Consider the following 13967-nt stretch of genomic DNA (forward strand, 5'->3'; position numbering starts at 1 on the left):
GTGCAGCGGTAGTTCAGTTGGTTAGAATACCGGCCTGTCACGCCGGGGGTCGCGGGTTCGAGTCCCGTCCGCTGCGCCATTCTCTTGATTCCCTGATCATGAGTGTGAAAAATGTAATAGCAATATTTGATTGTTTTTGCATTATAAAAATAGCAACACTATTTTTCATTAGGGCGCTTAGCTCAGTTGGTAGAGCGTCTGCCTTACAAGCAGAATGTCGGCGGTTCGATCCCGTCAGCGCCCACCATATATTTATAATTTTTTTATATTTATAATTACTATGAAAAACCCTTATTTAAGACGAAATTCGTCATTAGTTACATCTATTCCTGTTGAGACTTCTCCTTTAGATGCTTATTTGCAGTTTTTAGATAAAATTTGTCATCAGGCGAAAGTATTTTCACTTTATAAAGATGGCTGGTCAGTATCAGCAACTGAGTCTGGAACATATGCATTATCAATCTGGCAGTCTGAATCTTTAGCAAGAGTAATGCAACAGGGAAAATGGGCTGAATTTGAAGTTAGAGAAATTGCATTTTTAGAGTTTATTGAACAAACATTGCCATTCCTACGAAAGCAGAGAATGGTGTTGATGCTTGATCTCAATCTAGAAGGTAAATATATTTCAGCAGATGCAATAAAGTTGTTGTCGGATTTAAAAAAGTATCTTTATCTTTTAAGCAGAAAAGAACCACATTTGTTCTTTGAAAAGATTTTACCATTACCGAGACTGGTTAGAATTCATCATTAATATTCATTGAGTACCCATCCACTGATATAGGCAAAATACTCTCGTAACCAGGCATTATAGCGGGTTAATAATGGCGTAGGTGCACTGATCATGTCAACGTGAGTGTAGTGCTGTTTTTTTGCAATTGCGGCAGCCCGAATAGTATGAAAATCACTGGTTACAATAGCTATGTTTGAGTTTAGGTTTAGCCCATGCTGTTTTAAAATGGATTGGCTATTTTTTAAATTCAGCTCTGTGCTGGTACTTTTATCTTCTAATGCTATTTTATGCGGGTCTAAGTGATAAGATTCTTGTAAATAGCGTGCCATGACTTCAGCCTCGGTATCCTTTTCTCCAAAATCTAAACCTCCAGTTAAGATAATCAGTGCATTAGAGTTGGATTGAGCCACTATTGCAGCTTGATCTAGCCGTTTTGCTAATGTATCTGATGGTTTGCCTTGGGTTACACCACTTCCCAATACGATGATTGCATCAAGATTTTGTCGATCACTCTGAAATTTAATGTGGTTTTGAATATAGTAAAAGAAACTAAATAAACTGATGATCCAAAGACTGAAAAAAATGATTCCAGTTTTCCATAACTTGTTCAACTTAGGATGCTTAGTGAGGAATATTTGAATTTTTTTATGCCAAATGGCATAAATACAAAATGCTAGTCCTATCAGCAAAGGCAAGACAGTACCTAAATGAATTTTTTTCAAGCTAATCAGATAAAAACCATCTATAAATAACAGAAGTCCGATCAGTAAGAGTATCCAGCGAAAAACAGATGCTAAATTCATATTCCAAATAATTTGATATTGTTTGAAATAGTGTACATAAAATTATGGGGTATGAATATAAAAAGACCGAACACTAAGGTTCGGTCTGAGCTATTTTAATAAACATCTCTTCTATAGCGACCTGTCTGTTTTAAATCCTCAACAACAGTTTCAGTTAATATATCATTCAATGCCTGATCAACATCTGTAGCCATTCCCTTGATACTGCCGCAGACATAAATAACAGCACCTTGACCGATCCATTGTTTGAGTATTTCAGCATTTTCTCTGAGTTTATGATGTACATAGACTTTTTCTGCTTGATCACGAGAAAAAGCTAAATCCAGACGTTTAATCATGGCTGTATTTTGCCAAGCCTGGACAGTAGCTTTGAAGAAATAATCATGTTCTTGTTGACGTTCTCCGAAAATTAACCAGTTATTTGTATGATTATATTCAATACGTTCACTTAATATGCTCATCAAGCCTGCTATACCAGTACCATTACCTATGCAAATGACTGGACGATCATCCTCAATACAATGAAAAGATTCATTGCTACGAATACGTAATGCAATTCTATCTTGAAGCTGAACATGGGCAGTTAACCAGCCAGATCCCAAACCTAGCTCACCTGTATCATCAATTTGTTGTCTGACTACCAGCCTTAAAATCTGCTGTGATGGAATACTGGCAATAGAATATTCGCGAGAAGGAAGAGTAGGGAGCTGTTGGATTAGTTCATCCAGATTATTATATGGTTCAATATTGACCGTTAGATCTTTATCCCATAAAACATCCTGAATAGGCAGATTAAATGAGTTGATCATGCTTTCTGCTGCAATATTGTGTTTTTCCAGGAATTTTTTTATACGATTTGAGCTGTTACCAGGCTGTATTTCAGCAATATCACCTGCTTTCCATGCTGTTTCGTGTGAGGCTGTAAATTCAAGATTATAAGCTGGTGCACCAAGACTATCTGGGTTAAGTAGTTCACGCTTGATCATTATCCACTCATCGAATATTTTTTCAATCGACATGCTTTGTAGTTCAAGATCAGTATATTCAGCTAATGCTGAGTTCCATTTTTGAATATCCGCAGTATTGGCATTGTCGACTTCAATCAGATCATATAATGCATGAGCACCGTTATCCTTTAACCAGTCATCGAGCTGATGACCAAAATAACAATATGAATCAGAATATTCTTTTGAACCAAGTGCTAAGACTGCATAATTTAAGTGTTTTAAATCTATTCGTTGGGACATGATCCTTTTGACAAAACCAGAGGCGAGATCAGGAGCTTCACCTGTTCCATAAGTGCTAACGACAAAAAGGATTTGGGAGTTTTGTTGCAGGTCATTTATGCTAAGTTGTTGAATAGCTTTAACTGATGCAGGTTGATGAGCTTCCTGTAAACTAGCAGCAGTACGCCAAGCAAGTTGCTCTGAAACACCAGTTTGTGATGCATAGACAACTAACCATGGAGATTTGCTGCTATCAATATCAGTTAAAGGTGTGATTTCACGTGCCTGTTGGGTTAATTTCTTTTGCTTGCGACGTTTTAAATACAGCATCCATCCTGTAATAAAGAAAAGAGGCATGGTTAATGCTGCAAGCATGACTAAAAACTGGATAATTGGACCAAAGAAGCTACCCCGATGTACAGGAAGCATGCTACTCATGATTTTTTCATTGAGTTTTTTGTCAGCATACAAATCCAATTTTTCAAAGTGCCCTTTTTGATAGTCGTAGGTTGCTTTATTGCGTGCACGTTCATGTTGTGGAATTACATCAGCAAAGGAAATCTCTAACTTCCCATCCATTTTTTTAGGGATAGTAAATGTGACTAATGAATAATCCCGTTCCAACTTGGTGTTGACGGCAGTCCATGACGCTGTGAGTGCAGTATTGATTTGTTCTGGAGACAAACCTCTTTTTGAGGTTTTTTCAGCATGACTGGAATGTTCATTCTGTTCAGGTATTTTTTGTTCTGAACGAATATTTGCTCGAGAGCTAACCGTTTGATTTGAGTTGTTTAACTGATGCTGATCGTTATTGTGTGAAGGATTATTTCTCCCTTGAGGTCTTCCTTCTTGTAGAGTTGGTTGTGGACGTTCTACCCCTAGAACTTTAAACATTCCGCTTCTCCACCAGTCATATGACCAGAATAGACCAGTACAAGCAAGAATCAGATAGAAAATAACAACCCACGTACCTACAACAGCATGCAGATCCCAAATAAAATTACGACCTTTAAGCTGAGGTTTTACTGCAAACCATTGGCGTAAAGAATGCTTTTTAGGCCAGCGTAGATATATACCACTGAAAATGAAAAACAGGAGCATTAAAGTAGATGCACCTGTAATTTGTTTACCAACTTCACCGGCTGTTAATGTCCGATGAATATCCTGAATAAACATAAAGAATTTTCGGCTTTGAATATCAGGTAAAACCTCAGCATTATAAGGATTAACCATCATGTTATAGCCTTTTCTGGCACCTTCTTTCACAATATTTACAGTTGTTGTTTCAGTAGGCTCTTTGGATACTGTAATACTATTGATCTTTATCTCTGGTGAAACAGTTTGAAAATGCTGGTAAATTTCAGCTGGAGTGAGTTTGGCCTTATTTTCAGCTTGTACATAAAAGCTTTCATGATCCCACCATTTTTGTAGTGGTTGTTCATAGGAGTAAATTGCGCCTGTTACACCCATGATTGATAGAATTAGACCAGCAGTAATTCCAAGAAACCAGTGTATTTGGAAAAAGGTTTTCTTTAACATGATGATAAAAAGTTAGTTTATTGTCGTTTGTAATTATAATGCAATATTAAGAACAAAAAATGGATTTTGAAGATAATATTCATTCTCATTATCATTATTGAACTATTTTGAAGCCATAAAAAAAACCTCCAATTAAGGAGGCTTTTATTAAAACTAAAGAACTTTAGGTGCGCCTACAGTTTCATTTAGGTGCTTTCGAATAGTTTCGAAAGAAAAATTCTTACTATCCATACGTTTTGGCAGGATATAAGCACCTTGTTGACCTTTGACTTTGAAATTTACCAGTAAAAAGTCAGGAGTGCTATACCATTCATAGATGTCTTTCCACCCAATAGTTCCAACGCCTTCCTGAATGCCCATTTGCTGACGCATAACAATACCGTGAGGTTGTACACCCAGTTTAATGCCTTTGATGTCTTGGGTAGGGTATTCATTCATTTTGCGTTTTACATACCATTCCAAACCAAATCGACGAAGCAGGTAGTAAATGATGACGCAGGCAATCATTACCCAGAATAAAATCGTAGAGTAATTCTTAATAAAAATGATCCCAAGCAGCGACAGCGCAATAATAACGCCCATAATCGCCCATGCCTTAGTTCCAATTTTATTGGTACTACGCCAAATTAAAAGTTGTGCATGACGTTGTTCTGCTTCAGAAACTTCATACGGGACGGGTTGTAGAGTATAAGCGTAAATATTCTTCGCGGTCATAGTGTCAAAAGTAAATGTAAAACTAAACAGAGTTTAGCATTAAATGAATGTTATCAGTGAGTATATTGTACCAATTTACAAGCCATTTTTTAAAGAGAACCAAGTTCGGTTGCTTTGTCGTCACGGTCATGACTCAAGCTTTGTTTCAATGTGCTAAATGGTTTCAAAATACTAAACATAAGGGAAAGCTGCTGTAAAATAATCAGAGACTTAGGTGACTCATCTGGAGATTGATTCAGTCTTTGACGGATAGTTTGTAGCATATTATGTGCGGTAAGATCAGGCATTTCATCTCTCAACAGAGCACCTTGTATATCATCTAGAGCCTGATCAAGTAGGCTTAAAATTTCAGGATCATCGACTTTGTCACGATGTGCTCCAAGAGCAGCAATATAACTTAAGAAAGTGTGATTTAGGCATAAGAACTCAAATGACAGAGATTTTTGTGTTTGTTCAATATCTGGTTCTGTAGCCAAAGTTGAAATAAGTGAAGCAACTTCTGCATCGGTATTATGTGCGGCACGGCGTACTATTCGATAGTTCAGGCCATTATTACGCCCCTGATGATATTGATTGACGACTTCCGCAAGATAATTGCATTGGGCATTTAAAGAGCGATTGATACTGCGTGGTAAACGACGGAATTTCCAGTCTGGAAATATAAAAGTTACACCTAACCAGGCCAGTCCGCATCCGATGATGGTATCAATCATACGTGGCAAAGCCGCAGAAAAGCCTAGACCATCCAGATTGAAATTCATCAATGCTAATATAGTAATGAAAGCAGTGGCTTGGGCATATTGTTTACTTCGTAACTCAAAAAAGAGAACGCCACTTAATACCAATACAACCAATTGTCCTTCGACAGAGGGAACAAAATATAAAATAGCATACCCAATAATAATACCGCCCAGCGTACCTAAAATACGTAGTCTTAATCGGCGTTTTGTGGCGTTAAAGTTCGGTTGGCTAACGAAAAGTGCTGTTAATAGTACCCAATACCCGTATTGGATATTGGTGAGTTGAACAAAGATATATCCAACTAACAAGACGATAGAAACACGTATAGCATGTCTGAATAGAACTGATTCTGGTGTCAGATTCTGTTTGATACGGACAATGATGTCATCCCAGCCTTTTAAATCATCATCTTTGAGTTGATTTTCTATATGTTTGGATTTGTCCAATTTGATATTACGTACAGTTTCGACGTTACGTAGCTGGGCGTCGATTGCTTTTAAATTTTGATAAAGTGAAAAAAGTGCATTCACCCAAATCTGATCATAAGCCTGATCATGTCGTAATTTTTCCAGTGATTTTCTTAGATTTGCAAAAGCGTATTCGAAGCGGCTGTTATGTTGGTATTTATCACGATTTAAAATGCTGTCACTTAAATCCTTACAAGCTTTACCTTGCAAAGACAAGATACGTTGAAAACGAAAAAGGATGTCACTATGTTCAAATATTTTTGCCAGTTTTTGATAGTCAATATGTGCTGAATCTGCTCGTTCATGAATATCCTGTGCAACGAAATAATATTGCAAACTACGGCGCGTATCCTGTTGACCCCGGTCACCCTTGAGACGAGTTAGAAGAGCAGTTTTCATGTCATTGAAAATGCCAACTAACTTGCCATTTTCCAAGGATAAACTGATCATGCTCTGCTGATAACTATCTGCTGTCATATCGACATCAAACAGGTTGGATTTTGCAAAAAGAAAATCGCCAAGTGACGAGTAGCATTGTGAAAGCTTGTCCTGAACCTGGCGTACAGGGAATAACAAAAAGCTAATAGTTGAAATTACACCATACCATGCTGCACCAGTAACCAGTAATACAGGTTGTGTATACCAGTGTTCAAACAGGTGGACACCAAGCATGGAATATACTGAAACGACTAGACAGCCATAGGAGATCGTAGCGTAACGGCGACCTAGTGAGCCAAGTAAAATCCAGCCAATACAGGATGCGATCAACCCGATTGCAAATAAAACAGGGTAGGGAAATAATAGTTGCACAGACGCTGCTGTAACAAAAAATCCGATATAGGTATAAACCAGATTCATGATACGAACAGAAAAACGATCATCAATATCACTTAAACCTGCTGCAACCACACCCAATGTTAAAGGAATTGTCATCAATTGATGACCAAGAAAATAAGGGACAAACGCAGTTCCACTAAAGGCAATAACCATACGCAGGTTATACATAAATGTTGTGTTATATGTGGCTTGTTTGAGCCGCGTTAACCAGGATTTCAAGGTCTGATCTCTAAGGTTGATGGTGGTTAAAACTTATGCAAGCATTGTGATGTAAATGTGAATAATCACTTATGATTTGCAGAAATAATACTATGTTAGGTGTAAACTTGTCTGCACCAAAGATGTTTAAAACTGAAAAATATTTCTATGTCTGAGCAAAACGCTGGAAAGCAGTATTCAACGGGCTGGATTATGTTATTAGCGTTGTTTACTTCGCTAGGACCATTATCTATCGATATGTATTTACCTGCTTTATCACAGATGGCAGATGATTTTGATGTAAGTACCCAACAAATCGCAAATACACTTCCAGCTTATTTTTTAGGTTTGGCTATAGGACAACTCATCTATGGTCCGATTAGTGATCGTATTGGACGTAAAAAGCCTTTATATTTCGGTATGGCACTATTTACAGTGGCAAGTTTGTTTTGCGTGCTTGCTTCTGATCAGTGGAGTCTGATTGCAGCACGTATTTTACAAGCGCTTGGTGGATGCGTGGGTGTGGTCATGGCGCGTGCAGCGATTCGTGACAAACTGGATGTACAGGGTTCTGCACAGGCTTTTGCAAGTATGATGATGGTCATGGGCATAGCACCGATTATGGCACCAACGATCGGGGCCTGGATATTACATTTTTCTAGTTGGCATGCTGTATTTGTAGCACTGGTTATTATCGGACTGTTCTGCTTTTTATGCGTACATTTCTTTTTTCAGGAAACCTTACCCGAAAATCGCCGTTTAAAATTATCGTTAGGACAGGTTCTTATACTATATGGCTCGATCTTTAAAGACAAAAGTTTTAGGTTCCCAATGTTTGCAGGGTGTCTAACTGGCGGTGCACTATTTTGTTATATCGGTTCTGCTTCTGTAGTTTTAATGGATGGCTATCAGCTTAGTCAACAAAATTTTGCTTATCTCTTTGGGTTAAATGCTTTTGGGATTATTTTATTGTCCTCATTGAATAAAAAGCTCGCCCCCCAACTTTGCGTTATTCAACGTTTAAAACTTGGTGGATTTATTCAGGTTACAGGATCTATCATTATTCTTTCTGCAAGCTTACTTTCTTATGCTCCATTATGGTTAGTTATGTTAGGTTTGTTTATGACTGTATCAGGGATTGGTTTTACTGGACCTAATGCGATGGCTCTGGCAATGTCTGAGCAAGGAGCACGTGCAGGAACAGCCAGTGCGATTATGGGGAGCGCTCAGTTTGCATGTGGATTGCTTGGTGGTATTCTGCTCAACTTTTTGATGTGGAGTGCTTTATTTAATATGGGAATTTTGATGTTCTTATTTACAGGCTCAGGCTTGCTTGCTATTTTTATTGTTGATAAGAGATTGAAAGCAAATAATAAAGTGATTTAATAATTAGGTAGAAACTATGATCCAATCAAATGTTGTCGATCTATATGTCAAGCTTGGGTGGGATTTATCTTATGCCAAGCAAGAGATAGATGGTTCCTAACTCTTGCTTGGTAAATGGATACTAATCCAGAAATTTTGCAAAATTCTCAACAGGTTCTCTCGGGGTAATAAATGTATTTACGACCTCATTTGGGTCAGCATATCCCAGAGCAACAGCACAAATGAGTTCTTGATCCTCTGGAGCACCAAGTACCTCTAATACAATCGGATGAAAATGATTCCATGCTGCTTGCGGGCAGGTGTCCAAACCTCTTGCCTTCGCTGCAATCATGACATTCTGGATCATCATGGAAATATCCATTTTTGAACCAATTCCCAATGACTTATGCGCTGTGAAAAATAGACCTACAGGTGCATCAAATAATCGAAAATTACGCAATTGTTGCGCAGCCATCTTTTCTTTTTCACCTTTCTGGATATTCAATAACCCATATAGCCCCCAGCCATTTTCACGACGACGTTCGATAAAAGGCGAAATCCATTTTTCAGGGTAATATGCAAAAGTTTCTTTATAATGTTCTGCAAGTTCTGGCTTTTGAAATAATTCAATTTGTGCATTGCTGACACGTTTTATAAGTTCATCTCTTTTTGTGCCTGTGACAACATAGACATTCCAAGGTTGGGTATTTGTTCCAGATGGGGCACGACTCGCAACTGTCAGAATATCTTTGATTGTTTGAACTTCTACAGGCTGATTTAGAAATGCACGAACAGAATGACGAGATTGAATCACATTATCTACAATTTGAATTTGGTCAGAATGCATAAATATTCCTGATAAATTTGTAACTTCCTAGACAAAACTATATACAATAGTCGTAGTTCCTTACGGTTTTTTTAAATGATATTTCTCTTAATGTAAGAATTTATATCAAATAATGAATAGTTAATCTAAAAAAAGAATTGAAAAAAAAGATTCGTTCGGTAAAACTGATTTTAATAAAGTGTTTGGTTTATATAAATTACACACATGTGTATAGATATAGCACATTATGTTACATTTATGTTTCAAAGCTTTTTACAATATTAATTAACAGCATTAATAGTGCATTGTTTTGAACACGTAGCAATGACATTTACTACGAGATTAAACCAAAAAGGATTTTATAAACGTTTTTGGATAATTTTGGGGTTTAGAAATCATTCTAAATGCACAGGATGCGACAACACAAGAAAGTTTAGGAGTGTTACATGAGTCAGTTCCTCAATCGTAAATCTTTAGTCAAGCAAGGCTTAGCCCTTTCAGTGGCTGCTTTGATGATGACAGCAGCTAACGCAGCAACGGATAAAGAGGAAATCCAAAAACTTCGTCAAGAAGTCGAGCAGTTAAAGTCACTTATTTCGCAACAACAACAAGTACAACAACAGCAACAGGTTCAACTACAACAGGTTCAATCTAGACCTCCTGTACAGACTCCAGCCCAAGCACCGACATTAGCTGGTCTGTTTTCAAAAAATGGTGCTAATGTAAATTTATACGGTTTCGTTCGTGCGGATGCTGAATATGCATTCAAAGGTGGTAATGGTATATTTAACAAGCCAAATGCCGTTGATTTAAATGGTGTTCCTGATGCAAACGGTATTTTAAATCCAAATAGTGACCGTTTTTACACGGCTGTTACTGCTTCTCGTATTGGTTTGGATTTTAAAGCACCAGTACAAGGTGCAGATGTTGGCGGTAAAATCGAAATCGATTTTCGTAACAATGACTCAGTTCGTATCCGTCATGCTTATATGACTTATAACAACTGGTTAATTGGTCAAACGACATCTTCATTCCTATCTACAGAAACGCAACCAGAAATGATTGACTTTGGCTCACCTTTAGGTATTGGTACTTTCCGTACACCTATGGTTCGCTATAGTGATAAAATTGATGCAAACACCCAGTATGCTCTTGGTTTAGAGCAAGGGCGTAACGATAACCGTTTACCATCTGCAACAGCGAAGATCAGTCATAAATTTGCTGGTGGAGATGGTTTAGTTACTGCTCGTGCTTTGGTTCAGGAAACTCGTGCTCGTTTAGATAGTGATGTGATTAAACATACTACAGCATATAATAACGTCGTTATAGATAAAGCCGCTGAATATAATGATAAAACTGATTTTAGCTGGGGTGTTGGTTTAGGTGCTAACTATAAATTAGGTGAAAAACTCATTTTTAATGCAGATTATTCTCATGTTAAAGGTGATGATAAATACTTACTTTATTCAGATAATTTAGCATATAACACGACTAACAACGGTCGTGATATTGATTTGATAGACCTTGATGCCTTTACTGTCGGTGTAACATATAAGTTTAATCCGAAGTGGCGTAGTACTTTAGGTTATGGAGCAATTTTTGCTGATGGAGCGAAAGCTAAGCAAAATGACCAAATCCAACAAGGCTGGTTAAACGTTTTATATAACCCAGTTAAACCGATTACTTTAGGTGCAGAGTATGTTTATAGTGAACGTGATGCAAACCTTGTGAAAGGTGCTGATGGTTTAACTAAAGACAGAACAGGTCGTGATAGCCGTTTAGGTTTAATGGCGAAATACGATTTCTAATCGATATGTGAATTAAAAAATAGAGATCATTACGATCTCTATTTTTTTTATAAAAAAGAATAGATAAAAAAGATAATTGGAAAACCTATAAAAATTGAAACATTAAAACGTAAAAGAATAAATAATAGTATAAAACAAGCAAAATCAATAAAATGATTGAGACTATGCATTCCCATAGGAATAATAGTCGCTAAAAGTAAACCAACGACTGCGGCATTTATAGCATTCACGATATATTGTATTTTAAGGTTTTGGGTGATATTTGACCAATATTTGATGCATGCAAAAATCAAGAAAAAAGAGGGAAGAAAGATTAATAAGGTTGCTAGTAATCCATTAAAAATAGGGGAAGAGGTCATAGGTATTTGCGTTCCTAAATAGGATGCAAATGTAAATAATGGTCCAGGCATAAGCTGAGCAAAAGCATAACCCATTTCAAAAATATGAGCCTGAATCAAATGTGTACTCACGAATTCCTGATGCAGCAATGGCAGTACAACATGTCCACCACCGAATACCATAGAACCTGTTGAATAAAAACTATACATGCTATGCATAAACACATTGGGATAAAGGGTTTTCAACAGGAAAAACATAACAAAAAAAGTCAAAAAAATTGCAAACCAGATCAGCCCCGATTTTGATTTTGGAGGATCTATCTTTATCTTAGGACTGTTGTAATTTTGATTTTGTAATTTATAAATCAGCCATCCAATTAAGCCACTAATACAGATGATGAAGAACTGATTCATTTTAAAAGAAAGCAATAAAATAAATAAGCAGGAAAAAAGCGTTAATCCGTACTGCCAAGTGGTTTTGCAGAAACTTTTAAACATTTGCCAAAAAGCGAAAGTAATCACAGATAAAATAATTGTTTGCAGTGCAGCCATAGACTGAGGAGTTTGTAATAGTTTTAGAAAATGGAAATCTAAAATACCTAAACAGATCATAAGGATTGCTGAGGGGAGTGTAAAACCGATCCATGCAATGATTGACCCGGAATAACCTTGCTTGATAAAGCCAATTGCAATACCGACTTGGCTGCTGCTTGGGCCAGGCAGTAACTGGGTAAGTGCGACCAGATGGTTATAATCTTCATCAGATAACCATTTTTTTTGCTGAACTAGCTGTTGTCTAAAATAATGTAAATGTGCCGCAGGCCCACCGAATGAAGTCAGTCCAAGTTTTAAAAAAGTCAAGAAAATTAGCCATAAACCTGGGGTATTCATAGGATATATAAACTTTTAATTTTAGTCGGATTATATCGCTAGAATATGACAATTTAAAAAAATACAACAGCAAAAAATAATTCTTTATGTTTAGCTTAACAGGAATATTCACATAGTTAATTGATTAAGAACAGATGCAGTACCTTAAAAAAATAGCATTAATTTTTACGCTTATTTTGGCAGGATGTCAGGGAGTCCCTCTACATTCAGAGGCAAATCTTGTAAAACCTGTGCAAGAAGCTGAATCTCATCTTAATCAGAAACCTTTTGAATATATTCATCAACAACAAAAAAGACCTGTTGTTGCTTTGGTTTTAGGAAGTGGTGGTGCTCGTGGCTATGCTCACATCGGGGTAATACAGGTATTAGAAGAATATGGTATTAAACCAGATTTTATTGTTGGAACCAGTGCAGGGAGTATTGTGGGATCTATCTATGCAAGTGGTAAATCTCCTGAGGAATTACGACAAATTGCTCTAGATATGAAAGTGGGAGATGTTCGTGATATCAAGATTGGTATGAAAGGTTTTTTTGATGGAACAAAAGTAGAAAATTATATTAATCAACAGGTAGAGCAAACTCCACTACAAAATCTTAGAATACCGATGTATGTCGTAGCTACAGAGTTAAAAGAAGGTAAGAAAGTTGTTTTCAATCAGGGCAATACTGGTCAAGCAGTAAGAGCATCGGTTTCAATTCCAAGCATGTTTATTCCAACTACAATTGAAGGTAAGGAATATGTAGATGGTGGTTTAGTGAGTCCTGTTCCTGTGGATGTTGCACGTGATTTAGGGGCAGATATCATCATTGCTGTAGATATTTTAGCTCAACCAATTTATACCCAGACAAGTAATATCTGGGGCTTGTTTAATCAGAATATCAACATCATGCAAAATAAGCTGGCATCAGAAGAATTAAAAAATGCTGATATTATTATTCAACCGGATTTAAGAGAAAAAGCGCATATTTTTGATACTAAAGAGCGTCAGGAAACTATGCAAGCTGGTGTAGATGCTGCAATGAAACAAGTAAACATGATTCAGATGGTATTCAATGAAAAAGATCCAAATAATAGAATATTAAAGAATTTTCAGGTTCAGAACTAAAGTGATATTTTTACATNTTGATATTTTCAGTTTTATGATAATGACTGGATGTAATTCGTGCATCTTTAGTCTAAATATCATCGACAAATTTACTTTACGTGATTATTGTACTAAGTAAAGAAGTTCGTTAGTGTTCTGAGATTATCTAGATCACTTATAGATAAAATAATAGTATTGGTTGATTGGACGTATACAAATGAAAAGATTTGAAATGGGTCAAGTTGTAAAGTTAGCAACCAATCCTGATATTCTGTTTGAAATAGTTGATGTTAACTCTCTGGATAATACATATGAAATTAGAATGAAGGTTGAACAGTCGTTTTCATTGTATTATCAAAATATTGCAGCAGAAATGTTATTTTTGATTGAATCTTAAAC

At 36.6% G+C, this 13967-nt stretch carries 11 protein-coding genes and 2 tRNA genes; 7 read left to right on the top strand and 6 right to left on the bottom strand.

Annotation, left to right across the window (positions count from 1 at the left end):
• Positions 1 to 2 precede the first annotated feature (2 nt).
• The 3 genes from KPC_RS11290 to KPC_RS11300 all read left to right on the top strand — a co-directional run bounded on the left by KPC_RS11290 (position 3) and on the right by KPC_RS11300 (position 751).
• Positions 3 to 79, top strand: a tRNA-Asp gene (locus tag KPC_RS11290).
• 92 nt (positions 80 to 171) lie between these two features.
• Positions 172 to 247, top strand: a tRNA-Val gene (locus tag KPC_RS11295).
• A gap of 33 nt (positions 248 to 280) precedes the next feature.
• Positions 281 to 751, top strand: a complete 471-nt coding sequence (locus KPC_RS11300) for a DUF2750 domain-containing protein (protein WP_171334474.1) — start codon at positions 281 to 283, stop codon at positions 749 to 751.
• Here KPC_RS11300 and KPC_RS11305 read toward each other — a convergent pair.
• The 4 genes from KPC_RS11305 to yccS form a co-directional block, all read right to left on the bottom strand.
• Positions 748 to 1533, bottom strand: coding sequence for a YdcF family protein (locus KPC_RS11305; RefSeq protein ID WP_121974486.1), 786 nt, complete (start codon positions 1531 to 1533; stop codon positions 748 to 750). The genes KPC_RS11300 and KPC_RS11305 overlap by 4 nt on opposite strands.
• Positions 1534 to 1628: 95 nt before the next feature.
• Positions 1629 to 4298: a PepSY domain-containing protein gene (locus KPC_RS11310; protein ID WP_121974487.1), complete on the bottom strand. Its 2670-nt coding sequence runs from the start codon at positions 4296 to 4298 to the stop codon at positions 1629 to 1631.
• 153 nt (positions 4299 to 4451) lie between these two features.
• Positions 4452 to 5012, bottom strand: a complete 561-nt coding sequence (locus tag KPC_RS11315; protein WP_121974488.1) for a YcxB family protein — start codon at positions 5010 to 5012, stop codon at positions 4452 to 4454.
• A gap of 89 nt (positions 5013 to 5101) precedes the next feature.
• Positions 5102 to 7276 (bottom strand): YccS family putative transporter, encoded by a 2175-nt coding sequence (gene yccS, locus KPC_RS11320; RefSeq protein ID WP_121974489.1) that lies wholly within the window; start codon positions 7274 to 7276, stop codon positions 5102 to 5104.
• 147 nt (positions 7277 to 7423) lie between these two features.
• On the opposite strand from yccS, the gene KPC_RS11325 reads away from it, so the two are divergent.
• A complete protein-coding gene (locus tag KPC_RS11325) occupies positions 7424 to 8641 on the top strand; it encodes a multidrug effflux MFS transporter (RefSeq protein WP_121974490.1) in 1218 nt (405 codons plus the stop codon).
• Between the two features lie 121 nt (positions 8642 to 8762).
• Here KPC_RS11325 and KPC_RS11330 read toward each other — a convergent pair whose 3' ends face one another.
• Positions 8763 to 9467, bottom strand: coding sequence for a nitroreductase (locus KPC_RS11330; RefSeq protein ID WP_121974491.1), 705 nt, complete (start codon positions 9465 to 9467; stop codon positions 8763 to 8765).
• 425 nt (positions 9468 to 9892) lie between these two features.
• Here KPC_RS11330 and KPC_RS11335 point away from each other — a divergent pair, with 425 nt between their 5' ends.
• Entirely contained in the window at positions 9893 to 11254 is a 1362-nt protein-coding gene (locus KPC_RS11335) for a DcaP family trimeric outer membrane transporter (protein ID WP_121974492.1), read from the top strand.
• 47 nt (positions 11255 to 11301) lie between these two features.
• On the opposite strand, the gene chrA is transcribed toward KPC_RS11335, so the two are convergent.
• The gene (chrA, locus tag KPC_RS11340) at positions 11302 to 12483 is read right to left on the bottom strand and encodes a chromate efflux transporter (protein WP_121974493.1); all 1182 of its coding nucleotides are present in this window, start codon (positions 12481 to 12483) and stop codon (positions 11302 to 11304) included.
• Positions 12484 to 12617: 134 nt separating this feature from the next.
• Here chrA and KPC_RS11345 point away from each other — a divergent pair, with 134 nt between their 5' ends.
• Together KPC_RS11345 and KPC_RS11350 are read left to right on the top strand one after the other, a co-directional pair.
• Positions 12618 to 13589: a patatin-like phospholipase family protein gene (locus KPC_RS11345; RefSeq protein ID WP_121974494.1), complete on the top strand. Its 972-nt coding sequence runs from the start codon at positions 12618 to 12620 to the stop codon at positions 13587 to 13589.
• A 196-nt stretch (positions 13590 to 13785) separates the two neighbouring features.
• The gene (locus KPC_RS11350) at positions 13786 to 13965 is read left to right on the top strand and encodes a hypothetical protein (protein WP_121974495.1); all 180 of its coding nucleotides are present in this window, start codon (positions 13786 to 13788) and stop codon (positions 13963 to 13965) included.
• Positions 13966 to 13967 lie beyond the last annotated feature (2 nt).

This window comes from Acinetobacter stercoris, assembly GCF_900323515.1.
GTDB classification, from domain to species: Bacteria; Pseudomonadota; Gammaproteobacteria; order Pseudomonadales; family Moraxellaceae; genus Acinetobacter; species Acinetobacter stercoris.